General features: G+C 56.6%; 26 protein-coding genes. 10 read left to right on the top strand and 16 right to left on the bottom strand.

From position 1 onward, the window contains the following. Positions 1 to 31 precede the first annotated feature (31 nt). The 3 genes from EH164_RS09490 to EH164_RS09480 form a co-directional block, all read right to left on the bottom strand. Positions 32 to 697: a tellurite resistance TerB family protein gene (locus EH164_RS09490; RefSeq protein ID WP_124968053.1), complete on the bottom strand. Its 666-nt coding sequence runs from the start codon at positions 695 to 697 to the stop codon at positions 32 to 34. Positions 698 to 789: 92 nt separating this feature from the next. Then, positions 790 to 1,140, bottom strand: a complete 351-nt coding sequence (gene yebF, locus EH164_RS09485) for a protein YebF (protein WP_124968052.1) — start codon at positions 1,138 to 1,140, stop codon at positions 790 to 792. Between the two features lie 58 nt (positions 1,141 to 1,198). After that, positions 1,199 to 1,537, bottom strand: coding sequence for a YebG family protein (locus tag EH164_RS09480; protein WP_124968051.1), 339 nt, complete (start codon positions 1,535 to 1,537; stop codon positions 1,199 to 1,201). A 128-nt stretch (positions 1,538 to 1,665) separates the two neighbouring features. Here EH164_RS09480 and purT point away from each other — a divergent pair, with 128 nt between their 5' ends. Further along, positions 1,666 to 2,844, top strand: a complete 1,179-nt coding sequence (gene purT / locus EH164_RS09475; RefSeq protein ID WP_124968050.1) for a formate-dependent phosphoribosylglycinamide formyltransferase — start codon at positions 1,666 to 1,668, stop codon at positions 2,842 to 2,844. Positions 2,845 to 2,908: 64 nt separating this feature from the next. On the opposite strand, the gene kdgA is transcribed toward purT, so the two are convergent. The 3 genes from kdgA to zwf all read right to left on the bottom strand — a co-directional run bounded on the left by kdgA (position 2,909) and on the right by zwf (position 7,105). Beyond that, positions 2,909 to 3,550, bottom strand: a complete 642-nt coding sequence (kdgA, locus tag EH164_RS09470) for a bifunctional 4-hydroxy-2-oxoglutarate aldolase/2-dehydro-3-deoxy-phosphogluconate aldolase (protein ID WP_124968049.1) — start codon at positions 3,548 to 3,550, stop codon at positions 2,909 to 2,911. A gap of 36 nt (positions 3,551 to 3,586) precedes the next feature. Beyond that, entirely contained in the window at positions 3,587 to 5,398 is a 1,812-nt protein-coding gene (gene edd, locus EH164_RS09465; protein ID WP_124968048.1) for a phosphogluconate dehydratase, read from the bottom strand. Positions 5,399 to 5,629: 231 nt separating this feature from the next. Beyond that, positions 5,630 to 7,105 (bottom strand): glucose-6-phosphate dehydrogenase, encoded by a 1,476-nt coding sequence (gene zwf / locus EH164_RS09460; protein WP_023480117.1) that lies wholly within the window; start codon positions 7,103 to 7,105, stop codon positions 5,630 to 5,632. 342 nt (positions 7,106 to 7,447) lie between these two features. On the opposite strand from zwf, the gene EH164_RS09455 reads away from it, so the two are divergent. After that, positions 7,448 to 8,317, top strand: a complete 870-nt coding sequence (locus tag EH164_RS09455) for a MurR/RpiR family transcriptional regulator (RefSeq protein ID WP_023480183.1) — start codon at positions 7,448 to 7,450, stop codon at positions 8,315 to 8,317. Positions 8,318 to 8,439: 122 nt separating this feature from the next. After that, positions 8,440 to 9,882, top strand: a complete 1,443-nt coding sequence (gene pyk, locus EH164_RS09450) for a pyruvate kinase (protein ID WP_023480062.1) — start codon at positions 8,440 to 8,442, stop codon at positions 9,880 to 9,882. 52 nt (positions 9,883 to 9,934) lie between these two features. On the opposite strand, the gene lpxM is transcribed toward pyk, so the two are convergent. The 3 genes from lpxM to znuA all read right to left on the bottom strand — a co-directional run bounded on the left by lpxM (position 9,935) and on the right by znuA (position 13,318). Further along, positions 9,935 to 10,906, bottom strand: coding sequence for a lauroyl-Kdo(2)-lipid IV(A) myristoyltransferase (gene lpxM / locus EH164_RS09445; RefSeq protein ID WP_023480137.1), 972 nt, complete (start codon positions 10,904 to 10,906; stop codon positions 9,935 to 9,937). Between the two features lie 126 nt (positions 10,907 to 11,032). Then, positions 11,033 to 12,358, bottom strand: coding sequence for a murein DD-endopeptidase MepM (gene mepM / locus EH164_RS09440; protein ID WP_023480075.1), 1,326 nt, complete (start codon positions 12,356 to 12,358; stop codon positions 11,033 to 11,035). A gap of 15 nt (positions 12,359 to 12,373) precedes the next feature. Next, a complete protein-coding gene (znuA, locus tag EH164_RS09435; protein WP_124968047.1) occupies positions 12,374 to 13,318 on the bottom strand; it encodes a zinc ABC transporter substrate-binding protein ZnuA in 945 nt (314 codons plus the stop codon). Between the two features lie 78 nt (positions 13,319 to 13,396). Here znuA and znuC point away from each other — a divergent pair, with 78 nt between their 5' ends. After that, positions 13,397 to 14,152, top strand: a complete 756-nt coding sequence (gene znuC, locus EH164_RS09430; protein WP_023480032.1) for a zinc ABC transporter ATP-binding protein ZnuC — start codon at positions 13,397 to 13,399, stop codon at positions 14,150 to 14,152. Next, positions 14,149 to 14,934: a zinc ABC transporter permease subunit ZnuB gene (znuB, locus tag EH164_RS09425; RefSeq protein ID WP_124968046.1), complete on the top strand. Its 786-nt coding sequence runs from the start codon at positions 14,149 to 14,151 to the stop codon at positions 14,932 to 14,934. Before znuC ends, znuB begins: the two co-directional genes overlap by 4 nt. A gap of 43 nt (positions 14,935 to 14,977) precedes the next feature. Here znuB and ruvB read toward each other — a convergent pair whose 3' ends face one another. From ruvB to aspS, 6 genes are all read right to left on the bottom strand, one after another. Continuing rightward, the gene (ruvB, locus tag EH164_RS09420; protein WP_124968045.1) at positions 14,978 to 15,988 is read right to left on the bottom strand and encodes a Holliday junction branch migration DNA helicase RuvB; all 1,011 of its coding nucleotides are present in this window, start codon (positions 15,986 to 15,988) and stop codon (positions 14,978 to 14,980) included. A gap of 8 nt (positions 15,989 to 15,996) precedes the next feature. Further along, complete coding sequence (ruvA, locus tag EH164_RS09415; RefSeq protein WP_023480105.1) at positions 15,997 to 16,608, bottom strand: Holliday junction branch migration protein RuvA; 612 nt, start codon at positions 16,606 to 16,608, stop codon at positions 15,997 to 15,999. A gap of 158 nt (positions 16,609 to 16,766) precedes the next feature. Further along, positions 16,767 to 17,288 carry a crossover junction endodeoxyribonuclease RuvC gene (gene ruvC / locus EH164_RS09410; RefSeq protein ID WP_023480016.1) on the bottom strand — a complete coding sequence of 174 codons (522 nt, stop codon included), beginning with the start codon at positions 17,286 to 17,288 and terminating at the stop codon, positions 16,767 to 16,769. 157 nt (positions 17,289 to 17,445) lie between these two features. Further along, on the bottom strand, positions 17,446 to 18,186 hold the full coding sequence (locus EH164_RS09405) for a YebC/PmpR family DNA-binding transcriptional regulator (protein ID WP_023480072.1): 741 nt from the start codon (positions 18,184 to 18,186) through the stop codon (positions 17,446 to 17,448). 27 nt (positions 18,187 to 18,213) lie between these two features. Continuing rightward, complete coding sequence (nudB, locus tag EH164_RS09400) at positions 18,214 to 18,657, bottom strand: dihydroneopterin triphosphate diphosphatase (RefSeq protein ID WP_042714264.1); 444 nt, start codon at positions 18,655 to 18,657, stop codon at positions 18,214 to 18,216. Between the two features lies 1 nt (position 18,658). Further along, positions 18,659 to 20,437: an aspartate--tRNA ligase gene (gene aspS, locus EH164_RS09395; protein WP_124968044.1), complete on the bottom strand. Its 1,779-nt coding sequence runs from the start codon at positions 20,435 to 20,437 to the stop codon at positions 18,659 to 18,661. 267 nt (positions 20,438 to 20,704) lie between these two features. Between aspS and EH164_RS09390 the strand changes: the two genes are divergently transcribed. Genes EH164_RS09390 through cmoB form a run of 5 tightly spaced genes read left to right on the top strand, consistent with a single transcriptional unit; the run spans position 20,705 to position 24,282 of the window. Further along, complete coding sequence (locus EH164_RS09390; protein ID WP_094420734.1) at positions 20,705 to 21,271, top strand: hydrolase; 567 nt, start codon at positions 20,705 to 20,707, stop codon at positions 21,269 to 21,271. Then, positions 21,268 to 22,086: a DUF72 domain-containing protein gene (locus EH164_RS09385; RefSeq protein ID WP_124968043.1), complete on the top strand. Its 819-nt coding sequence runs from the start codon at positions 21,268 to 21,270 to the stop codon at positions 22,084 to 22,086. Before EH164_RS09390 ends, EH164_RS09385 begins: the two co-directional genes overlap by 4 nt. A gap of 52 nt (positions 22,087 to 22,138) precedes the next feature. After that, positions 22,139 to 22,534 (top strand): MAPEG family protein, encoded by a 396-nt coding sequence (locus EH164_RS09380; RefSeq protein ID WP_094420736.1) that lies wholly within the window; start codon positions 22,139 to 22,141, stop codon positions 22,532 to 22,534. Between the two features lie 39 nt (positions 22,535 to 22,573). Next, positions 22,574 to 23,314, top strand: coding sequence for a carboxy-S-adenosyl-L-methionine synthase CmoA (cmoA, locus tag EH164_RS09375; RefSeq protein WP_094420738.1), 741 nt, complete (start codon positions 22,574 to 22,576; stop codon positions 23,312 to 23,314). Further along, positions 23,311 to 24,282 (top strand): tRNA 5-methoxyuridine(34)/uridine 5-oxyacetic acid(34) synthase CmoB, encoded by a 972-nt coding sequence (gene cmoB / locus EH164_RS09370; RefSeq protein ID WP_124968042.1) that lies wholly within the window; start codon positions 23,311 to 23,313, stop codon positions 24,280 to 24,282. Before cmoA ends, cmoB begins: the two co-directional genes overlap by 4 nt. An 82-nt stretch (positions 24,283 to 24,364) precedes the next feature. Here the strand turns inward: cmoB and cutC are convergent, their stop codons facing one another. Then, positions 24,365 to 25,108, bottom strand: a complete 744-nt coding sequence (gene cutC, locus EH164_RS09365; protein WP_124968041.1) for a copper homeostasis protein CutC — start codon at positions 25,106 to 25,108, stop codon at positions 24,365 to 24,367. Positions 25,109 to 25,132 lie beyond the last annotated feature (24 nt).

The raw sequence follows: 25,132 nt of genomic DNA, 5'->3' as shown, positions 1-25,132 counted from the left end.
AACGCGCGTTGCAAGCGAAACGTTATCGCCCTCAGGATGTAAGGGCGCGTTTTTGCTGCTGAAGATCCTGTTCGATGCCCTCGCGGACGTCCTGCGGCACCTTCAGCGCATCGCCCAGCGCGTTAAGATAGCTGCGCTCCATAAAGTGATCGATGTCGATAACCGCACAGCTGAGGAAGTAGAGCTCCAGCGCCTCCTCCTCATTTTTAACGCCCTGCGCCAGCCGCGCCGGATCGAGGGGCTGCTCCAGCGCTTTCGCCACAAGCTCACGCCCCTGGTCTTCAATGCCCGCTTCGCGCAGTTGCGACTCGATTGCCGCCTGCTCCTGCTCATCAATATGACCGTCGCTTTTCGCCGCAAAGACCAGCGCCAGAATCAGGCGCTCGGTGCGCACATCCAGCGGCGACTGCTGCTGCCCAAACTGCGGCTCATCCTGATGGGTTTCGCGAATACGTTCTTTATATTTATTCCACAGCACCGTACCGGCAACCGCCCCGCCGCCCACCAGCAGCGCGCCCGTGCCATATTTGGCGAGCAATTTGCGTGATGATTTGTTGGCAACCAGCAGACCGGCAAGGCCGCCCAGCGCTCCCGGCATCAGAAGTTTATTTAGCCCCTGTCCTTCTGAGGAGGATGAGGTCGACGCACCGCCTTTCTGACCCAGCAGCGACTGTAATTGATTTAACCAGTTCATAATTTTCCCTCGCTTAAGCTCTGTTGTCAGGCAAGAGTAAGCGAGGGGGATGTCAGGAAGTGTCTGTATCTGGAAAGATCAGGAAAATTTCGGCTCTACGACTGCGGTTTGTACTCCGCGCTGCCCGCCGGACAGTCGACCATTACGCGGTAGTGTATATCCGCGCTTTTACCGCGCACGGTGAGCGGCACCGTCCACTTATCACCTTTGCCAGTCACCTCTTGCGGATTAATCCATACCACCGGATCCGCCTGACCAATTTTTTTCTGATCGTCTGCCCAACGCACAATGCGGTTTTGCAGATAGTCGCGCTTAACGCTGGCGGAAATGCCCTCAGCGTTAAGTCCTTCACAGGAAGGAAACTTCACCACCTTCTGTGCGGCGGCATCTGCCGCCATGCTGCCCGCCAGCAAAAACAGACCGGTTACTACCCCTGCTATTTTCATGCTTATCTCCTGGTTAATACCCATTCAAAGCATGGTACAAATTGCCGGCGGTGCAAGATCAGGCAACTTTCGCCCGCTTACTGGCGCTTTTAATATCGACTGCGTCAGAGGATTCATCGTCAGCGGATTTTGCCGAGGGTGCGCCCTCTTCGCTCTCTGTGTCGGGCAGTTTGCCGGATTTCAGAATGCCGTTAAGGGCATCTTTTTGCTCGGCGAGCCACATCGCCATGCGTTCACGGGTCTCCTCTTCCAGAGCTACCGGACCAGTGCCTAACCAGTCGCCCAGCACTTCCGCCAGGTCGAGCATTTTGTCGTAAGCATCGGCTTCCTTTTTGCTGGCAAAAGACATCTTTTCCTCACCTTCGCGAATGACTACGTATTTAACTTCTACCGCCATGATGCAGCCTCGTTTTACTGTGTATTTGTACAGTATAATAGCGCGATGAAAAAACCACCGCAAGTGAAAAAGACAGACGCAAACGTTTTCGTTATACTGCGCCCACTTTTTTCTAATGGTACTTCGCTATGACTCTTTTAGGAACTGCGCTGCGTCCGGCAGCCACGCGTGTGATGTTATTAGGCTCAGGCGAGCTGGGCAAAGAAGTGGCTATCGAATGTCAGCGGCTCGGTATCGAAGTGATTGCGGTTGACCGCTATCCTGACGCGCCCGCGATGCAGGTGGCACACCGATCCCATGTGATTAACATGCTGGATGGCGAAGCGCTAAAAGCGCTGGTCGCCGAGGAGAAGCCGCACTTTATCGTGCCGGAGATCGAAGCCATCGCCACCGATGCGCTGATTGAACTGGAAGCGGCCGGTCAGCGTGTGGTTCCCTGCGCGCGCGCCACAAAACTGACCATGAACCGCGAAGGGATCCGTCGCCTCGCGGCTGAGGAGTTGCGGCTTCCCACGTCGAGCTACCGTTTTGCCGATAGCGAAGAGAGCTTCCGCCACGCGGTGAGCGAAATTGGCCTGCCCTGTATCGTGAAGCCAGTGATGAGCTCCTCAGGTAAAGGACAGAGCTTTATTAAATCCGCCGACCAGTTGGCAAGCGCGTGGAACTACGCGCAACAGGGCGGTCGCGCCGGTGCTGGTCGCGTGATTGTCGAAGGCGTGGTGAAGTTTGATTTTGAGATCACCCTGCTGACCATTAGCGCGGTAGATGGTGTCCACTTCTGCGCGCCGGTGGGTCATCGCCAGGAGGATGGTGATTATCGTGAGTCCTGGCAGCCGCAGCAGATGTCGGCGACCGCGCTTGAGCGCGCTCAACAGATTGCCCGGGAGGTAGTCCTGGCCCTCGGCGGATATGGCCTGTTCGGCGTCGAACTCTTTGTCTGCGGCGATGAGGTGATCTTCAGCGAAGTCTCTCCGCGCCCGCACGATACGGGAATGGTGACGCTAATTTCGCAGCATCTCTCCGAGTTTGCCCTGCATGTACGCGCCTTTTTAGGCCTGCCGGTTGGCGCGATCCGCCAGTACGGCCCGGCCGCCTCTGCGGTGATTTTGCCGCGCCTGCATAGCCAGAACGTCACCTTTGATAATCTGCACCACGCCGTTGACGCAGGCGTGCAGCTGCGCTTGTTCGGCAAGCCGGAGATTGAAGGATCGCGCCGTCTGGGCGTGGCGCTGGCGATAGCCGAGGATGTTGAGAGTGCGGTCGCCCGCGCGGTGACCTCAGCTAACGCGGTGCAGGTCAACGGATAAAAAAAAGCCCGGTGCGCAGTGCGTCCGGGCTTGTTATCAGGCGGGTTTCATACCCGCCTGCTGATTACTGCTTCGCACCCTCGACGGCTTCGCGCGCCAGTTTGGTGATGCGATCGTAATCGCCTGCTTCCAGCGCGTCGGCCGGAACCAGCCAGGAGCCGCCGATGCAGAGCACGCTTTTCAGCGCCAGGTAGTCGCGGTAGTTAGCCGGAGAGATACCGCCAGTCGGGCAGAAACGCACCTGGGAGAAGGGGCCCGCAATCGCCTGCAGCGCTTTGGTGCCGCCATTCGCTTCCGCCGGGAAGAATTTGAACTCTTTCAGGCCGTAATCCATGCCCAGCATGAGTTCAGAAACGGTGCTGATCCCTGGGATCAGCGGAATGGTGCCTTCGGTGGCGGCTTTCAACAGCGGCTCGGTCAGCCCCGGGCTGATAGCGAACTGCGCGCCCGCTTCGGTAACGTCCGCCAGCTGTTGCGGATTCAGCACGGTGCCAGCGCCGATAATGGCGTCAGGAACTTCTTTTGCAATAGCGCGGATAGCGTCAATCGCGCATGGGGTGCGCAGCGTCACTTCCAGTACGCGAACGCCACCTGCAACCAGCGCTTTCGCCATCGGAACAGCGTGCTCCAGTTTGTTTACCACGATCACCGGTACAACCGGGCCGGTTTTCAGGATGGCTTCTGCACTTGTTTTCCAGTTTTTCATCAATCTTTTCTCTCGCCAGAATAAAATCTTGTCGTCTTAAAAAGTGATACAGGTTGCGCCCTGCTCTGCGCCGGAGAGCTTCTCTCGCAGCGCGCCGAACATTTCACGGCCTGTGCCCACGCGCATCGCGCTAAGGTCAGGAATATGCGGCTGACGTGCGGCAAGTTCGTTGTCAGCAACCAGCAGGGTCAACTCACCTGTCTGCCCGTTAACCCGGATAATGTCGCCATCACGCACTTTTGCCAGCAACCCACCGTCGTAAGCTTCAGGTGTCACATGGATTGCCGACGGCACTTTACCTGATGCCCCTGACAGCCGTCCATCGGTAACTAAGGCAATTTTGAAACGGCGGTCCAATAATACACCAAGTGGCGGCATCAGTTTATGTAATTCTGGCATGCCATTGGCTTTCGGCCCCTGGTGACGAACCACTACCACGCAATCACGATCCAGCAGACCCGCCTCAAAGGCCGGTAACACGTCATGCTGACTCTCAAACACTACCGCAGGCGCTTCAATAACCTGGTTCTCTACCGGCACGGCGGAGGTTTTCATCACCGCGCGCCCAAGGTTGCCGCTCAGCACTTTGGTGCCGCCATGCTGCGAGAACGGTTTATCAATGGTGGCGATAATCGAATCATCCAGCGACGCAGCAGCGCCTTCACGCCAGTCGAGTTCGCCATTGTTGAGCCACGGTTCCTGGGTGTAGCGAGTCAGACCGAAACCGGCCACCGTATTCACCTCTTCATGCAGTAAACCGCCCTTCAACAGTTCACGCATCAATACCGGCACACCGCCCGCCGCCTGGAAGTGGTTGATGTCTGCCGGGCCGTTCGGGTAGAGACGGGCAAGCAGCGGCACCACTTCAGAGAGTTCGGAGAAGTCATCCCAGTTGATGATAATGCCTGCCGCGCGCGCCATCGCCACCAGGTGCATAGTGTGGTTTGTAGAGCCGCCGGTTGCCAGCAGGGAGACGATGCCGTTAACTACCACTTTTTCATCAATCATTTTGCCGAGCGGCATCCACTCGTTGCCATTACCGGTCAAACGCGTTACCTGGCGGGCAGCGGCTTCAGTCAGCGCTTTACGCAGCGGTGCATCCGGATGAATAAAGGAGGAGCCGGGCAACTGCATGCCCATAAACTCAATCACCATCTGGTTGGTGTTGGCGGTGCCGTAAAAGGTACAGGTGCCTGGGGCATGATAGGAAGCAGCTTCTGACTCCAGCAGCGCCATGCGATCGACTTTACCTTCCGCGTAGAGCTGGCGAATACGCACCTTCTCTTTGTTAGCCAGGCCGCTCGCCATCGGGCCTGACGGCACGAACAGCGCGGGCAAGTGACCAAACGACAGCGCCGCCATCGCCAGCCCCGGGACAATTTTGTCGCAAACGCCAAGATAGAGCGCGCCGTCGAACATATTGTGTGACAGCCCCACCGCCGCGGACATGGCGATCACTTCGCGGCTCAGCAGCGAGAGCTCCATCCCATCCTGACCCTGCGTCACGCCATCGCACATTGCCGGTACGCCACCCGCCACCTGGCCGACCGCATTCACCGAGTGCAGCGCTTTGCGAATAATGTCGGGATAGACTTCATATGGCTGATGCGCAGAGAGCATGTCGTTGTAGGAGGTGATGATGGCGATGTTGTTGCGCAACATGCTTTTTAGCGAGGCTTTATCCTCAGGCTGGCAGGCAGCAAAACCGTGCGCCAGGTTACCGCAGGCGAGCGTCGAACGACGCACGGTGTTGCTTTTCGCTTGATCAATGCGTGCGAGGTAGGCTGAGCGGGTTTCGCGTGAACGTTCAATAATGCGATTTGTTACGCGTAACATTACTGGATTCATAGAGGCTCCTGAAATTTAACTGTTCGGGTACACCGCGCTAACCGTGTTTTTCATTATGCGTAACAAGCTGAAAACACCCGAGCGCCGCGCCCCAAAGGCAAAATCACTGCAGCCAGTGTAATAAAAAAAGCCCCGCTGGTGAATCCAGCAGGGCTTTGAAAAAGAAAAATTGTTCGCAGAGCTGTGTTAGATCATGTTACCGGTAAAATTGCGCAACACGAATCCCGATGATTACTCGAACTCGTTCCAGGAGCGGCCATCACGGGTGATCATCGCAACCGAGGCTACCGGGCCCCAGGTGCCGGCCTGATACGGTTTCGGTGAGTCGTTATCAGCAGCCCAGGCTTCGGTAATGGAGTCGACCCATTTCCACGCCTCTTCCACTTCATCGCGGCGTACAAACAGCGCCTGAATACCGCGCATCGACTCCAGCAGCAGGCGCTCGTAAGCATCCGCCAGATGGGTCTCGTTGAAGGTTTCGGAGTAGCTCAGATCAAGCTTAGTGGTCTGCAGATTGTGTTTATGATCCAGCCCCGGCACTTTATTGAGGATCTGGATATCCACCCCTTCGTCCGGCTGCAGGCGAATGGTCAGTTTGTTCTGCGGCAGCTCCTGCCAGGACTCTTTAAACAGATTGAGTTCCGGGTTTTTGAAGTAGACCACCACTTCTGAACACTTGGTTGGCAGACGTTTACCGGTGCGCAGGTAGAACGGCACGCCCGCCCAGCGCCAGTCGTCGATATCCACGCGGATCGCGACAAATGTTTCGGTATGGCTCGACTTGTTCGCGCCCTCTTCTTCCAGGTAGCCCGGCACTTTCTTGCCCTGGGCGAAACCGGCGGTGTACTGACCGCGTACGGTTTTTTCACGCACGTTGGTACGATCGATACGGCGCAGGGATTTCAGCACCTTCACTTTCGCGTCGCGAATACTGTCAGCAGTGAGATCGGACGGCGGTGACATTGCGATCATGCAGAGCACCTGCAGCAGGTGGTTCTGGATCATATCGCGCATCTGTCCGGCCTGGTCGAAATAGCCCCAGCGCCCTTCGATACCCACCTCTTCCGCAACCGTGATTTCGACGTGATCAATGGTGCGGTTATCCCAGTTATTGACGAACAGGGAGTTGGCAAAACGCAGCGCCAACAGGTTGAGCACCGTCTCTTTACCGAGGTAGTGGTCGATACGGTAAACCTGGCACTCTTCAAAATACTCGCCCACCTGATCGTTGATCTGACGGGAGGTCTCAAGGGAGTTACCGAGCGGTTTCTCCATCACGACGCGAGCCGGTTTGGCGTTAAGTTTCGCGGCGCCCAGCCCTTTACAGATGGCACCAAAGGTATCCGGCGGCATCGCGAAATAGTTGATGGTAGTGCGGTTTTTCTGATCCAGCATCGCGCCGAGGCGTTTGAAGGCGGGAGTGTCGTTAACATCGAGATTGCAGAAATCGAGACGACCGCTCAGCTTGTCCCACAAGCTCTCGTCGATCTTCTCTTTCATAAAGGTTTCGAGCGCTTCACGGACCACTTTGGTGTAGGCTGCTTTATCCCAGTCGGCGCGGCCGACCCCGAGAATCCGCGTCTCATCATGAATTTGACCGGCTTTTTCCAGCTGGTACAGGGAAGGCAGCAATTTCCGGCGTGCGAGATCGCCTTTCGCGCCGAAAATGACCAGGTCACACGCCTGGGCTGTTTGGACTACCGCCATGTCACTCTCCTCAGTTAGCTATCCTGAAGCTGTCATCCGCTTCAGTTGTAATTTTATTACACTGCACTGTACTGCTTTTACGTAATTCCTGAAACTATCAGGCCTTGTCAGGAAGTGCGTTATTGGGTTGTCATGAAAAATGCGCATATTTGCGCCGTTTGCGCGGCTTATTTGCCCACCAGCCGCTGGCGAAAATCCGACTCTGATCATGTTATGAAAAAAAACAACAACATTTCAGCGTATCACTTACCTTTCTACCCTGCGCAGGCGTAATATCGACGCAAACTGCGTAACGATTCGCGCAATCAGTGTAATCGTTTCACCAGGAGCGCATTAACGCCTATGAATATGCTGGAAAAAATCCAGTCCCGACTGGAACACCTTAGCAAATCAGAACGAAAAGTCGCGGAAGTGATCCTCACCGCGCCGCAGCTGGCTATCCACTCCAGCATCGCCGCGCTTGCGCAACAAGCGGAGGTCAGCGAACCGACGGTAAACCGCTTTTGCCGCAGCCTCGATACGCGCGGCTTCCCTGACTTTAAACTGCATCTGGCCCAGAGCCTCGCCAACGGCACGCCCTATGTTAATCGAAATGTCGATGAAGATGACAGTGTAGAAGCCTATACCGGCAAAATCTTCGAGTCGGCAATGGCAAGCCTCGATCATGTGCGTCAGTCCCTTGATATGGCAGCGGTTAATCGCGCCGTCGATCTGCTGACGCAGGCGAAAAAAATCGCCTTCTTCGGTCTGGGCTCTTCCGCGGCCGTCGCCCACGATGCGATGAACAAGTTTTTCCGCTTCAACGTGCCGGTGGTCTACTCCGATGACATTGTGCTGCAACGCATGAGCTGTATGAATTGTAGCGATGATGACGTCGTTATGCTGATTTCCCACACCGGCCGCACAAAAAGCCTGGTAGAACTGGCGCATCTGGCGCGTGAAAACGATGCCATGGTGATTGCGCTGACCTCAGCGGGAACGCCGCTGGCGCGCGAAGCAACCCTTGCTATCACGCTGGATGTCCCTGAAGATACAGATATCTATATGCCGATGGTGTCCCGGCTAGCGCAATTGACGGTCATTGATGTGCTGGCGACCGGATTCACTTTGCGTCGCGGGGCGAAATTCCGGGATAACTTGAAGCGAGTCAAAGAAGCGCTCAAAGAATCGCGCTTTGATAAGGAACTGCTTATCAAAGACGATAATCATTAAGAGACCATAACAAAAACGGTAGTTACTTACGCTATTCGGTTAGCGGCCCTGCCTGTCACGGCGCGCGTAACCCGAATTCATGTTCACGCAACACCTCGTTATTTCAGTCAACGGAGTATTACATGTCCAGAAGGCTTCGCAGAACCAAAATCGTCACCACTTTAGGCCCGGCCACCGACCGCGATAACAACCTCGAAAAGGTTATCGCTGCTGGCGCTAACGTGGTGCGGATGAACTTCTCACACGGAACACCGGAAGATCATAAATTACGTGCGGACAAAGTGCGTGAGATTGCGGCAAAACTGGGACGTCATGTTGCTATCCTTGGCGATCTACAAGGACCGAAGATTCGCGTCTCCACCTTTAAGGAAGGTAAGGTTTTCCTTAACATCGGCGACAAATTCCTGCTCGACGCTAACCTTGGCAAAGGTGAAGGCGATAAAGAGAAAGTCGGCATCGACTATAAAGGCCTGCCTGCTGACGTGGTGCCGGGCGACATCCTGCTGCTGGATGATGGTCGCGTGCAGCTCAAAGTGCTGGACGTTCAGGGCATGAAGGTGTTCACCGAAGTGACCGTCGGTGGCCCGCTCTCTAACAACAAAGGCATCAACAAACTGGGCGGCGGCCTCTCTGCAGAAGCGCTGACCGATAAAGATAAAGCGGATATCGTGACCGCCGCGCTGATTGGCGTCGATTATCTGGCCGTCTCCTTCCCGCGCTGCGGTGAAGATCTCAACTATGCACGTCGTCTGGCGCGTGATGCAGGTTGCGATGCGAAGATTGTCGCCAAAGTCGAGCGTGCAGAAGCGGTATGTAGCCAGGATGCGATGGACGATGTGATCCTCGCCTCTGACGTGGTGATGGTTGCCCGTGGCGATCTGGGCGTTGAAATTGGTGACCCGGAACTGGTCGGTATCCAGAAAGCGCTGATTCGCCGCGCGCGCCAGCTGAACCGCGCGGTGATCACCGCCACGCAGATGATGGAATCAATGATCACTAACCCGATGCCGACCCGCGCGGAAGTGATGGATGTGGCGAACGCCGTGCTCGATGGCACCGATGCGGTGATGCTTTCAGCGGAAACCGCCGCCGGGCAATACCCTTCTGAAACCGTTGCCGCGATGGCGCGTGTCTGCCTGGGCGCAGAGAAGATCCCGAGCATTAACGTCTCCAAGCACCGCCTCGATATTCAGTTCGACAACGTCGAAGAGGCGATTGCCATGTCAGCGATGTATGCCGCCAACCACCTAAAAGGCGTTACGGCGATCATCTCAATGACTGAATCAGGGCGTACCGCGCTGATGACCTCGCGTATCAGCTCCGGCCTGCCGATTTTTGCCCTCTCCCGCCATGAGCGCACTCTTAACCTGACCGCACTTTATCGCGGCGTGACGCCGGTCTATTTCGACAGCCATAATGATGGCGTTGCTGCGGCTAACGACGCAGTGAACCTGCTGCGTGATAAAGGCTACCTGCTCTCCGGCGATCTGGTGATTGTGACGCAGGGTGACGTGATGAGCACCATCGGTACCACTAACACCACGCGCATTCTGACCGTCGAATAACGGATTGCTCAGAACGCAAAAGGCCTCTCACAGTGAGAGGCCTTTTTTTTGGCTATTTCTTTTTGTAGAGCTCTTTGCGCTTATAGGGTTCGATCTCACCCGGCTTGCGCGTTTTCAGCAGCTTCAGGATCCAGGTGTACTGCTCCGGATGCGGGCCGACAAAGTTCTCCACCTCTTCATTCATCCGCCGCGCAATGGTGGTGTCATCCGCCGTCAGCAGATCGTCCATCGGCGGGCGCACCAGAATCGTCAGGCGGTGCGTTTCGGCATCGTAAACCGGGAACAGCGGCACCACGCGGGCGCGGCACACTTTCATCAGGCGACCAATCGCCGGCAGCGTCGCTTTGTAGGTGGCGAAGAAGTCGACAAATTCGCTCTGCTCGGGGCCGTGATCCTGATCCGGCAGATAGTATCCCCAGAAGCCGTTGCGTATTGAGTGGATAAAGGGCTTGATGCCGTCATTGCGCGCATGCAAGCGGCCACCGAAACGCAGGCGCACCTTGTTCCACATGTAGTCGAAAACTTTGTTGCCCTGGTTATGGAACATCGCCGCGATGCGCTTGCCCTGAGAGGACATCAGCATTGCCGGAATATCAACACCCCAGGCATGGGGTACGAGGAAAATGACGCGCTCATCGTTGCGGTGCATTTCGTCGATAATCTCTTTGCCCTGCCACTCAATACGGGAGGCAACTTTTTCCGTACCGCGCAGCGCCATTTCAGCCATCAGCACCATCGCCTGCGGTGCGGTGGCAAACATATGATCGATGATCGCTTCGCGCTCGGCTTCACTCTTTTCCGGGAAGCAGTAGTAGAGGTTAATCTGCGCACGACGACGGGCGCTTTTTCCGCGTCGTCCGGCAAAACGCCCCAGTTTCGCCAGAAGCGGATCGCGAACAGAGGGCGGGATCAGGGCGACGCCGGCAAAAGCCAGCACCCCAAGCCAGGCGCCCCAGTGACGCGGATGGCGAAACTCGCCCTCAAACTGAGGAATGTATTCACTGTTATTTTTTTTCGTTTCCATGCATCGTCCGCTGGTCAAAAATCTCAACAAGATAAGGGGATAGTGTAGCGATGCGTTATCTTTCGCACAAAAGTAAAAGCCGATGCTAAGCAAGCACCGGCTTTGAACGCCTGATTATTACGCGAATTACTCCAGTCGTAGCTGAGGTAATACCTCTCTCACCTGCGCCAGGTAATCCTTACGATCCGAACCGCTCAGCCCTTCCGTTCTTGGCAGTTTGGCGGTCAGCGGGTTCACGGCCTGCTGGTTGATCCATACTTCATAGTGCAGATGTGGCCCGGTGGAGCGCCCGGTGTTGCCCGAGAGCGCGATACGATCGCCACGTTTCACTTTCTGCCCCGGTTTCACCAGCAGCTTACGCAGGTGCATGTAACGCGTGGTGTAGGTGCGCCCGTGGCGGATAGCAACGTAGTTGCCCGCAGCACCGCTGCGCTTCGCAATCACCACTTCACCGTCACCGACGGCCAGCACCGGCGTGCCCTGCGGCAGAGCAAAGTCGACGCCTTTGTGCGGCGCAACGCGCCCGGTGACCGGATTAAGGCGACGCGGGTTGAAGTTAGAGGAGACGCGGAACTGCTTCGCGGTCGGGAAACGCATAAACCCTTTCGCAAGGCCGGTGCCGTTACGATCGTAGAATTTGCCATCTTCGGCACGGAACGCGTAGTAATCTTTACCGTCAGAGCGCAAACGCACGCCGAGCAACTGGCTCTGCTCCTGCTTGCCGTCAAGCATCTCACGGGACATCAATACTGAGAACTTATCGCCTTTTTTCAGTTTGCGAAAATCCATTTGCCACTGCATCGCTTTGATAACGGCGCTGATTTCGCCGCTGCTCATGCCAGCCTCTTTCGCACTGGCAACAAAACTGCCGCCGACGGTGCCGTTCATCATCTTGTTGACCCAGTCGCCCTGCTGCATCTCGCTGGACATCTTGAAGCCGTTTTCGGTGCGGTCATAGGTGCGGGTTTCGCGGCGTGACATCTCCCACGTCAGACGCTGTAAATCACCATCAGCGGTCAGCGTCCAGGAGAGCTGTTGGCCGATTTTCAGATTACGCAGCTCTTTATCCGCGGCGGCAAGCTGGCTGATGTTGCCCATATCTATGCCGTACTGGTTCAGGATGCTGCTGAGCGTATCGCCGGTTGAGACAACATATTCATGAACACCAGCTTCGTTGGCGGTTTTCTCGTCCAGCTCATCTTGCGGGATATCATCAACATCATCCGCCGTGGACTGGTCGATAGGTTCACTGGCTTCAGGCAGCAGCGAGCGGATTTCGCTTTTAGGCAGCTCGATGGCTTTGACAATCGGCGCGTTATTTTCGGGGTGATAAACGTAGGGCCGCCAGACGGCGACCGTGAGGGTCAGTACGGTGAGCGACCCCAGCATCACGCGATGGGGTCGCGGCAAATTGTTAAATGCCAGGGCGACAGAGCGGGCTATCTGTTGCACGTGTTCACTTCCTCGTTATTCTCCTTTCAGGCAGCTCGCATACTGGGAAGAGAGTTGTGTAAGGAACTGGGGATAGCTCTCTTTACCCAACTTGATACCGATGCCGAGTGGATCCAGCGTTCCCATGCGAACGGAGGTTCCTCGTGCAACAGCTTCAACGACCGCTGGCCTGAACTGTGGCTCAGCAAAAACGCAGACCGCTTTTTGCTCAACCAACTGTGTTCTGATTTCATGTAAACGCTGCGCACCAGGCTGAATTTCAGGGTTGACGGTAAAGTGACCCAGCGGAGTCAGACCGTACTGTTTTTCAAAGTAGCCATAGGCGTCATGAAAAACGAAATACCCCTTCCCTTTCAGCGGTGCCAGCTCGTTACCGACCTGCTTATTGGCCTGGGCTAATGATGCCTCAAATGCCTTCAGGTTGGCGTCCAGCTTGGCTCGACTTTGCGGCATAACTTCCACTAATTTATCGTGGATTGCAACCGCCGAAAGCCGTGCAATCTCTGGGCTTAACCACAAATGCATGTTGTATTCGCCATGATGGTGATGATGCTCACTATTTTCGTCGTGATCGTGACCTTCATGACCCTCATGCTCATCTTCATCCGCGCCTTTCATCAGCTGCGATTTCACGCCGTCGAGTTGCGCCATCACCACCTGTTTTTGCGCAGGTACCTGCTGAGCAGAACGCACCATAAACGCTTCCATTTCCGGCCCAACCCAAAAAAGTAAGTCCGCGTTTTGCAAGCGTTTTACATCAGATGGACGCAGAGAATAATCATGCTCGGAGGCACCGTCTGGCAGGATAACTTCAGTGGTGGTCACGCCATCTGTAATAGCGGAAGCAATAAAGCCCAGCGGCTTAAGAGAAGTGACGACGGCGGCATTAGCGGATTGTGCTGTTAGGGTGAGAAACGCAGCGGAAAGCGCTGCGCAAAGAAGCGTATTTTTATGTAACATAATGCGTCTATTCATCGTAAGTAGTGTGTGGAATGTGATATTATAACATTCGACAACTTCTGCAACCCCTTAAATGCTATGACGAATCTTATAACGCTTGAAAATGTCAGCGTCGCTTTCGGTCAACGCCGCGTGCTCTCTGACATCTCTTTAAATTTGCGTCCAGGTAAAATTCTGACGCTGCTCGGACCTAACGGCGCGGGAAAATCGACGCTGGTGCGCGTCGTGCTTGGCCTGGTAGCACCCGACGCGGGGGTTATCAAGCGCGACAAAGCGTTGCGCATCGGCTATGTGCCGCAAAAATTACAGCTCGACGCCACGCTTCCTCTTACTGTAGGCCGCTTTATGCGTTTGCGCCCCGGCACGCGTAAAGACGATCTCATTCCGGCACTGAAACGCGTGCAGGCCGCACATCTGATTGACGCCCCAATGCAGAAACTCTCCGGCGGCGAAACGCAGCGCGTGCTGCTTGCCCGCGCCCTGCTCAATCAACCTCAACTGCTGGTGCTGGACGAGCCGACCCAGGGCGTTGACGTTAACGGTCAGGTTTCGCTCTACAATTTAATCGACGAGTTGCGCAAAGAGCTGGATTGCGCAGTGCTGATGGTGTCGCACGATCTGCACCTGGTGATGGCAAAGACCGATGAAGTCCTCTGTCTTAACCACCATATCTGCTGCTCCGGCACGCCGGAAGTGGTCTCCATGCATCCCGAATTTATCTCTATGTTCGGCCATCGCGGCGCAGAACAACTTGGCATTTACCGCCACAACCACAATCACCGCCACGATCTTCAGGGCCGCATTATTTTACGCCAGGGTAACGGACACTCATGATTGAACTTTTACTGCCCGGCTGGCTGGCCGGGGTTATGCTCGCCTGCGCCGCCGGGCCGCTTGGCTCCTTTGTCGTCTGGCGACGCATGTCATACTTCGGCGATACGCTGGCACACGCGTCTCTGCTCGGCGTCGCCTTTGGTTTGCTGCTGGATGTTAATCCGTTTTACGCGGTTATTGCCGTAACGTTACTGCTGGCCGCAGGCCTGGTATGGCTGGAGAAGCGTCCCCATCTGGCGATCGACACGCTGCTGGGCATTATGGCGCATAGCGCGCTCTCGCTTGGCCTGGTGGTGGTCAGCCTGATGTCCAACATCCGCGTGGATTTGATGGCATATCTGTTTGGCGACCTGCTGGCCGTTACGCCCGAGGATCTGATTGTTATCGCCCTCGGTGTGGTGCTGGTGGTGGGGATTTTACTCTGGCAGTGGCGCAACCTGCTGTCGATGACCATCAGCCCGGAGCTGGCCTTTGTCGATGGCGTGAAATTACAGCGCGTGAAGCTGCTGCTGATGCTGGTCACCGCCCTGACCATTGGCGTGGCGATGAAGTTTGTCGGTGCGCTGATTATCACCTCCCTGCTGATCATCCCGGCCGCCACGGCGCGGCGCTTTGCCCGCACGCCGGAGCAGATGGCCGCAGTGGCTGTCGGCGCAGGAATAATTGCCGTCACCGGCGGGCTGACCTTCTCCGCCTTCTACGACACGCCAGCAGGCCCCTCTGTGGTGCTCTGCGCCGCGGTGCTGTTTATCTTCAGCATGTTGAAAAAGAGCGCCAGCTAAATTCTTATCCTCTGCCAGCGCCGCCCGGCGCTGGCTCTGCGTATCAGGGCATTTCCGGCGGCGTAATGCCGAAGTGATCCCAGGCGCGCGGCGTCGCCATGCGGCCGCGCGGCGTACGCTGTAAAAAGCCCTGCTGAATCAGATAAGGCTCCAGCACATCTTCAATGGTTTCGCGCTCTTCACCAATCGCCGCAGCGAGGTTATCCAGCCCGACCGGACCGCCAAAGAATTTATCAATCACCGCCAGCAGCAGTTTGCGGTCCATATAGTCGAAGCCCTGGGCATCGACATTAAGCATATCGAGCGCCTGGGCGGCAATCTCTGCATTGATATCGCCATCGTGCTTCACTTCTGCGAAATCGCGTACGCGCCGCAGCAGGCGGTTGGCGATACGCGGTGTGCCACGGGAGCGACGCGCCACTTCCATCGCCCCCTCTTCGCTCAGCTCCAGTCCCATAAAACGCGCGCTGCGCCCGACGATATGTTGCAGGTCGGCCACCTGGTAAAACTCCAGGCGCTGGACAATGCCAAAGCGATCGCGCAGCGGCGAAGTCAGCGAACCGGCGCGGGTCGTTGCGCCAATCAGCGTAAAGGGCGGCAGATCGATTTTGATAGATCGCGCAGCCGGGCCTTCACCAATCATGATATCGAGCTGGTAATCTTCCATTGCCGGGTAGAGCACCTCTTCCACCACCGGCGACAGGCGATGAATTTCATCGATAAACAGCACGTCATGGGGTTCAAGGTTGGTGAGCATGGCGGCCAGATCGCCCGCCTTCTCCAGCACCGGCCCGGAGGTGGTGCGCAGATTAACGCCCATCTCGTTAGCGACGATATTTGCCAGCGTCGTTTTACCCAGACCCGGCGGGCCGAAAATCAGCAAATGATCCAGCGCATCGCCGCGCAGTTTCGCCGCCTGGATAAAGATCTCCATCTGCGAGCGCACCTGCGGCTGACCGATATACTCATCCAGCAGCTTTGGTCGAATCGCCCGATCCGCAACTTCTTCTACAATTGTGCTGGCGGCGGCAACCAGGCGGTCTGCTTCAATCATCCTCTACCTCACAACGCCGCACGCAGCGCTTCACGGATCAGGGTTTCACTGTTGGCGTCCGGACGCGCGATCTTGCTGATCATCCGGCTCGCTTCCTGCGGTTTATAGCCCAGCGACACCAGCGCGGCAACGGCTTCTTGCTCCGCATCATCCGTAGAGGGGCTTGCTGGCGACGCCAGCACCAAATCTGCCGCCGGGGTAAAGAGATCGCCATGCAGCCCTTTAAAGCGGTCTTTCATTTCAACAATCAGGCGCTCAGCGGTTTTCTTGCCAATGCCCGGCAGTTTCACCAGCGCGGCGGGATCTTCACGCTCAACGGCATTCACAAACTGCTGCGCCGACATACCAGAGAGGATCGCCAGCGCCAGCTTCGGCCCAACGCCGTTAGTTTTGATCAGCTCACGAAACAGGGTGCGCTCCTGCTTGTTGTTAAAGCCGTAGAGCAGTTGCGCATCTTCGCGCACCACAAACTGCGTAAAGACGGTCGCCTCTTTGCCGGCGTCCGGCAATTCATAGAAGCAGGTCATTGGCATATGAACTTCATACCCTACCCCACCGACCTCGAGCAGGACCAGCGGGGGTTGTTTTTCGACAATAATGCCTCTGAGTCTGCCTATCACGTGACGCTCCTGCGCTAAGTGCTAAAAAAGTAATGCTGTATCATAAAAAAAGGCTGGATAGATATCCAGCCGATAATGAAGGAAAAAGCGCGAGCGTGCTTCCGGAATTGAAGTAACAGAGGAGATTACCCATCACACTCGCAGTGTTTTATTCGGGTTTACCGTAACCGACCGCGCGCAAGGTTGAGCCTTGTGCTGCTCACCTGTAATGCGTTCTGGCTGACATGACAGTGGGTAATGGCGATCGCCAGCGCATCGGCGGCATCTGCCTGCGGGTTGGCCGGGAGTTTCAGAAGCGTGCGCACCATGTGCTGCACCTGGCTCTTCTCCGCGCTACCAATGCCGACCACCGTCTGCTTAACCTGACGGGCGGCATACTCAAAGACCGGTAAGTCCTGATTAACGGCGGCGACAATCGCCACGCCGCGCGCCTGCCCCAGTTTCAGCGCCGAGTCGGCATTTTTCGCCATAAACACCTGTTCGATAGCGAAAAAGTCCGGCTGAAACTGAGTGATGATCTCCGACACGCCCGCATAAATCAGCTTCAGGCGCGACGGCAGATCGTCAACTTTCGTGCGGATACAGCCGCTGCCAAGGTAGGTCAGCTGGCGGCCTGTCTGGCGAATCACACCATAACCGGTGATACGTGAACCCGGGTCGATCCCGAGAATAATCGCCATTATTTCTCTCCGCTTAACGCAATAATCCTGATGATGCCAAACACTCAAAACAGTTCGCAGGAAGGAGACAATTCAGTGCGTTCCCGGCCACACAGGTTAACCTTGTGACCGGGGCGCGAGGCGAGCCAACGCCCTGCGGGCTGTAAGATGCCAGCGATTACAGGGTTGCTGCCACTTCGTCGGAGATCTCACCGTTGTGGTAAACCTCCTGCACATCGTCGCAATCTTCCAGCATATCGATCAGGCGCAGCAGTTTCGGCGCGGTTTCCGCATCCATATCCGCTTTGGTCGACGGGATCATCGACACTTCGGCGTTGTCCGCTTTCAGACCGGCAGCTTCCAGCGCATCGCGCACGGCACCCATCTCTTCCCAGGCGGTGTAAACGTCAATCGCACCGTCGTCGTAGGTCACGACGTCTTCCGCACCGGCTTCCAGCGCCGCTTCCATAATGGTGTCTTCATCGCCCGCTTCGAAAGAGATCACCCCTTTCTTGCTGAACAGGTAGGCAACGGAACCGTCGGTACCCAGGTTGCCGCCGCACTTGCTGAAGGCGTGACGCACTTCGGCAACGGTACGGTTACGGTTGTCACTCAGACACTCGACCATCACCGCGGTGCCGCCAGGGCCGTAACCTTCATAAATGATGGTTTCCATGTTCGCGTCGTCATCGCCGCCGACGCCGCGTGCGATGGCGCGGTTCAGGGTGTCACGGGTCATGTTATTGGAGAGCGCTTTATCTACTGCCGCGCGCAGACGCGGGTTAGAAGCGATATCGCCGCCGCCCAGACGTGCTGCTGTCACCAGCTCACGAATAATTTTGGTGAAGATCTTACCGCGTTTGGCATCCTGTGCCGCTTTGCGGTGTTTGGTGTTGGCCCATTTACTGTGACCTGCCATAAAAAATTCTCCAGAAAAAACCGCCGTTCAGGCGGCGTTAATAACAAATTCTTCAATCGCCTGCCGGTTGCTCCACGACTTGGTCAATGCCGCCGCAGCGGGCGCATCAAGCCAGCGGTATGCCAGGTGTTCGGTAAACACAATCGGGCATTCGTGGGGCAGCGCTAAACAAAACCAGGATTCGGTGTTGTGAGTTACACCCGGCGCGTAGCGATGACGTAAATGACTGAAAATTTCAAATTCCACCGTGCGCTGGCAGTCAATCAGACGATGCGGCGCTGCGCCGACATCGATATTGACCTCTTCCATGACTTCGCGCGCGGCGGCCTGCAACGCGCTTTCACCCGGCTCGAGGCTGCCGGTAACCGACTGCCAGAACTCGGGATCGTCGCGTCGCTGCAACATCAGCACCCGTTTTGTCTCTTCGGCATAAATCACCACCAGCACAGAAACGGGATGCTTAAAGGACATCTTATTTATTCTCCGGCGTCTCTTTTTTGATAACAGAGATACCGAGTTCCGCCAGCGCGGTCGGATTGCCAAAGCTCGGCGCTTCGGTCATCAGGCAGGCCGCAGCCGTGGTTTTCGGGAAAGCGATAACGTCACGGATGTTGTCGGTGCCGGTCAGCAGCATGGTCAGGCGGTCGAGACCAAACGCCAGGCCCGCATGCGGCGGCGTGCCATATTTCAGGGCGTCGAGCAGGAAGCCGAACTTCTCGCGCTGCTCCTGCTCATTGATGCCGAGAATGCCAAACACCGTCTGCTGCATTTCGCCGTTATGAATACGTACGGAACCGCCGCCCACTTCGTAGCCGTTGATAACCATATCGTAGGCGTTAGCGATCGCCGTTTCCGGTGCCGCTTTCAGCTCAGCCGGGCTCATGTCGCGCGGCGCGGTGAACGGGTGGTGCATCGCCGTCAGGCCGCCTTCGCCGTCGTCTTCAAACATCGGGAAGTCGATAACCCACAGCGGCGCCCATTTGTTTTCGTCGGTCAGGCTCAGGTCTTTACCCAGCTTCAGACGCAGCGCGCCCAGCGCATCGGCAACCACTTTTTTGTTGTCAGCGCCGAAGAAGATCATGTCGCCATCCTGCGCGCCGGTGCGCGACAGAATTTCGCTTACAATCTCAGCGTTGAGGAATTTCGCCACCGGGCTGGTGATGCCTTCGAGGCCTTTCGCCGCTTCGTTAACTTTGATGTAGGCCAGACCTTTCGCGCCGTAAATTTCGACGAACTTGCCGTAGTCATCAATCTGCTTACGGCTAAGCTGTGCGCCGCCCGGCACACGCAGTGCGGCAACGCGGCCTTTGGCATCGTTGGCCGGACCAGAGAAGACTTTGAACTCGACCGCTTTCAGCAGGTCGGCAACGTCCACCAGCTCCATCGGGTTACGCAGATCCGGTTTATCGGAGCCGTAACGACGCTCGGCTTCGGCAAAGGTCATGATCGGGAACTCACCGAGATCGACGCCTTTCACTTCCTGCCACAGCTGGCGAACCAGCGCTTCCATCACTTCACGCACCTGCGGCGCGGTCATAAAGGAAGTTTCCACATCGATCTGGGTAAATTCCGGCTGGCGGTCAGCGCGCAGATCTTCATCGCGGAAGCATTTGACGATCTGGTAGTAACGGTCGAAGCCGGACATCATCAGCAGCTGTTTGAAGAGCTGCGGCGACTGCGGCAGCGCGTAGAATTTGCCTTTATGCACGCGGCTCGGCACCAGGTAATCGCGCGCGCCTTCCGGCGTCGCTTTGGTCAGCATCGGCGTTTCGATGTCGAGGAAACCGTGGTCATCCATAAAGCGGCGCACGAAGCTGGTGATTTTCGCACGGGTCTTCAGGCGCTGCGCCATCTCAGGGCGGCGCAGGTCGAGGTAGCGGTACTTCAGACGCGCTTCTTCGGTGTTGACGTGGTTAGAATCGAGCGGCAGCGCGTCGGCGCGGTTGATGATGGTCAGTTCGGTGGCGAAAACTTCCACTTCACCGGTGGCCATCTCTTTGTTGGCATTTTTGCCTTCGCGGGCGCGGACAGTACCGGTAATTTGAATGCAGAACTCATTACGCAGTTCAGAGGCGAGCTGGAACACATCCTGACGGTCCGGGTCGAAAAACACCTGCACGATGCCTTCACGATCGCGCATATCGATAAAGATAAGGCTACCGAGGTCACGACGGCGGTTGACCCACCCACAAAGCGTTACTTGCTGTCCGACATGGGACTGATTGAGCTGCCCGCAATATACTGTACGCATGAGATATCCCTTAATTAGCTGCGCATCACCCACCACCTGCGGCGCAGGCGCGCTGGGGGCAGCTATTTTCGTATGTCACATCTGGATGAAAAAAGGGGGCTATTATACTGGAAATAATGACCCACGATAAGCCCGCTACCGACTGTACGCACGTTTGCTGCGCGCTTATTGCGCATTCTCACAAAATTTAACAAAAATTGTAAACCCGGCGCGCGGAAAGAGCGCGTAAGGTAACGCCCCAATGCGATTATTTTTTCAGGAGTGAACATGCTGGAACTCAACACGGCGAAAACGGCACTGGTGGTTATCGATCTTCAGGAAGGCATTCTGCCCTTTGCCGGCGGCCCACACACTGCGCAGGACGTCGTAGCGCGCTCGGCACGGCTGGCCGGGAAGTTTCGTGCTAACGGCGCGCCGGTGGTGCTGGTGCGTGTCGGCTGGTCGGCGGATTTTGCCGAAGCGCTGAAACAGCCGGTGGATGCCGCGATGGGCGGTCACGGCCTGCCGGAAAACTGGTGGGATTACCCGGCAGCGCTTGGCAAACAGGCGAGCGATATTGAGGTAACAAAACGCCAGTGGGGCGCTTTCTATGGCACCGATCTGGAAATGCAGCTGCGCCGTCGCGGTATCGACACCATCGTGCTGTGCGGCATTTCGACCAATATCGGCGTCGAATCCACCGCCCGCAACGCCTGGGAGATGGGCTTTTCGCTGGTTATCGCTGAAGATGCCTGCAGCGCCGCCGATGCCGAGCAGCATCAGGGCAGCATGAAAAACATCTTCCCGCGCATCGGTCGCGTGCGCAGCAGCGAGGAGATTATCGCCGCGTTATGATCTATATCGGCCTGCCGCAGTGGTCGCATCCGAAATGGGTGCGCCTTGGGATCACCTCTCTTGAGGAGTATGCCCGTCACTTCAATTGTGTCGAAGGCAACACCACGCTCTATGCGCTGCCGAAAGCGGAGATTGTCGCGCGCTGGCACGATCAGACCAGCGATGATTTCCGCTTCTGCTTTAAGTTTCCCGCCACCATTTCCCATCAGGCGGCGCTGCGTAACTGTGATGATTTAACCCACGAATTCTTTAGCCGCATGTCGCCGCTCGCCGGCAGGATTGGCCAATACTGGCTCCAGCTGCCAGCGACCTTTGGCCCGCGCGATCTCCCGGCGCTGTGGGCTTTTCTTGATGCGCTGCCCGCAGGCTTTACCTACGGTGTCGAGGTGCGTCACCCCGCCTTCTTTGAAAAAGGCGAAGAGGAGAAGGCCCTTAACCAGGGGCTGCACGCCCGCAAAGTCAATCGCGTGATGCTCGACAGCCGCCCGGTGCACAGCGCGAAACCGCACAGCGAAGCAGTGCGTGAAGCCCAGCGCAAGAAGCCAAAAGTGCCGGTGCACGCGCTGGTTACCGCTGAGCATCCGATGGTGCGCTTTATCGGCAGTGACGATATGGCGCAGAACCGCGAACTCTTCGCCGTCTGGTTAAACAAGCTGCCGACCTGGGAGCAGACCACCACGCCCTATCTGTTTCTGAATACGCCCGATATCGCCCAGGCTCCCGAGCTGGTCGAAACGCTGTGGCAGGATCTTCGCACTGCGATGCCGGTCGTCGGCGAAGCCCCCTCCCTGCCGTTACAATCTTCTCTTTTTTAAGCGCAGCACCTATCATTGATGAGCCATCGCCGTAACCTTAAAGGGAGTTTGTATGGTAAGCGCGTTGTATGCCGTGCTGGGTGCGTTATTACTGGTTAAATTTGCTTCTGATGTGATTCGTCTGCGTATGCAGTACCGTGTGAGCTTTGGCGACGGCGGGTTTAGTGAGTTGCAGAACGCGATGCGTATTCACGGCAACGCCGTTGAGTACATTCCCATTGCCATGATCCTGCTGCTGTTTATGGAGATGAACGGCGCGCAAAACTGGATGGTGCATCTCTGCGGCATCATGCTGATTGTCGGCCGCCTGATGCACTACTACGGTTTGCATCACCGGCTTCTCTACTGGCGGCGTTACGGGATGGGCGCAACGCTCTGCTCCCTGCTGCTGATGGTGCTGGCGAATGTGTGGTATATGCCCTGGGAGTTGGTTTTCTCCCTGCGTTAGCGCACAATACGCCCCTTTGTTTTCCCGGATATTTACACTATGTCTCACCGCGACACGCTTTTTTCCGCGCCTATCGCCCGCCTCGGCGACTGGACCTTCGATGAACGGGTAGCTGAAGTCTTCCCGGATATGATCCAGCGTTCCGTTCCGGGTTACTCCAATATTATTTCGATGATCGGCATGCTGGCGGAGCGCTTTGTGCAGCCCGGCACGCAGGTTTACGATCTCGGCTGCTCGCTGGGCGCCGCCACGCTCTCGGTGCGCCGCAATATTCATCATGAGAATTGCAAAATTATTGCCGTCGACAACTCACCCGCGATGGTTGAACGCTGCCGCCGTCATATCGACGCCTATAAAGCGCCAACGCCGGTTGAGGTGATTGAGGGCGATATTCGCGATATCGAGATTAACAACGCCTCGCTGGTGGTACTTAACTTCACCCTGCAATTTCTCGAACCTGACGACCGTCTGAAGCTGCTGCAAAAAGTTTACCAGGGGCTGAACCCGGGCGGCGCACTGGTGTTGTCGGAGAAATTCAGTTTTGAAGATCACACCGTCGGCGAACTGCTGTTCAACATGCACCACGATTTCAAACGCGCCAATGGTTACAGCGAGCTGGAGATTAGCCAGAAGCGCAGCATGCTGGAAAATGTGATGCTGACGGACTCCGTCGAAGCCCACAAAGCGCGCCTGCGTACGGCAGGTTTTGAGCACAGCGAATTGTGGTTCCAGTGCTTTAACTTCGGTTCACTGGTGGCACTGAAGGCGGTGCAGTCATGATCGAGTTTGGCCGTTTCTATCAGCAGATCGCCACCGGTCCCCTCGCCCACTGGCTGGAGACCTTACCGGCGCAAATCGCCGCCTGGCAGCGCGAAACCCTGCACGGGCAGTTCAAGCAGTGGAACAACGCCGTTGAGTTCCTGCCCAGCCTGACGCCGGACTCGATCGATTTCGTCAATGGCGTCACCGCGCGCAGTGCCGAACCGTTAAGCGCCGGGCAGTTGAAAGGGATGGAGACGCTGCTGCGTAACCTGATGCCGTGGCGTAAAGGGCCGTTTTCACTCTACGGTGTTGATATCGACACCGAATGGCGCTCTGACTGGAAGTGGGATCGCGTTTTGCCGCATCTTTCTGACCTGCGCGGCCGCACTATTCTGGATGTCGGCTGCGGTAGCGGGTATCACTTGTGGCGCATGATTGGCGCGGGCGCGCAGCTGGCAGTCGGTATCGACCCGACGCAGCTTTTCCTCTGCCAGTTTGAAGCGGTGCGTAAGTTATTAGGCGACGATCGCCGTGCGCATCTGCTGCCGCTCGGCATTGAGCAACTGCCTGCACTTAACGCCTTTGACACGGTCTTTTCCATGGGCGTGCTCTACCATCGCCGCTCGCCGCTGGAGCATCTCTGGCAGTTGAAAGATCAGCTGGTTAAAGAGGGTGAACTGGTGCTGGAAACGCTGGTGGTGGAAGGTGACGAAAACACCGTGCTGGTGCCGGGCGACCGCTACGCGCAGATGCGCAACGTCTACTTTATCCCCTCCGCACTGGCGCTGAAAAACTGGCTGGAGAAGTGTGGCTTTGTCGATGTGCGCATCGTCGATGCCAACGTGACAAGCTGCGATGAGCAGCGCCGCACGTCGTGGATGGTAACCGAATCGCTGGCCGATTTCCTCGATCCGAACGATCGCACTAAAACGGTGGAAGGCTACCCTGCGCCGCTGCGCGCGGTGCTGATTGCCCGTAAACCGTAGACAAAAAAAGGCCCCTGTTAATGGCAGGGGCCTGGTACAAGCAAGCATCACATTGGGCGACATGATGCGGCGGTAAAAACGGTTACTGGCGGTAGTTAACAATCAGCGCTTTCATCTCTGCTACGGCCTCTTTGTCGACACCGTAGCGGGCATATTCATCAGCGCTCGCGTCGGATGACATCGATAATCCGCTGTTGCGATAGCGCATCGGCGATGCTGTCCAGCGTCCTGCCGAGCTATGCACCTCTTTCAATCCCGCGCGAAGAAAGAGTTCAAGGTTATCAGGACGCACGCCTGCGCCAGCCATAATGATTGGAACACCGGGAAGTGCATTTAGTTCCGTAATAAGTGAAACTCCTTTTTCCGCCGTCGCCTGCTGCCCGGATGTCAGGATGCGCGCCACGCCTGATTGTGCCAATATTTCAACGGCCTGGTGCGGATCGGCGCACATATCAAAGGCGCGATGAAATGTCACCGCCATCCCCTCTGCGGCGCGCATTATCTGCGCCATTCTCGCTACATCGACTTCGCCGTCCTCATTCAGCACGCCGGTCACCACACCCGGAAAGCCCAGTTCGCGCACCCGCGCGATATCCGCCAGCAGCACTTGAAACTCATCATCGCGATAGCAAAAATCGCCGCCGCGCGGCCGCACAATCGGATGGACGGGAATGGTCACCGCCTCACGCACCGCCTGCAACGCGCCAAACGATGGCGTCAGACCGCCCTCTTTCGGCGCGGCGCAAAACTCAATACGATCGGCTCCGTGCTGTTCGGCGATAAGCGCATCCTCAACGCTGTAACAGCAGATCTCCAGTAATGTCATCACTTCTCCTTCTCCTCTTATCAC

Origin of the sequence: Kosakonia sp. CCTCC M2018092 (assembly GCF_003864115.1) — a bacterium.
GTDB classification, from domain to species: domain Bacteria; phylum Pseudomonadota; class Gammaproteobacteria; order Enterobacterales; family Enterobacteriaceae; genus Kosakonia; species Kosakonia cowanii.
This window is presented reverse-complemented; position numbering and strand designations above follow the sequence as displayed.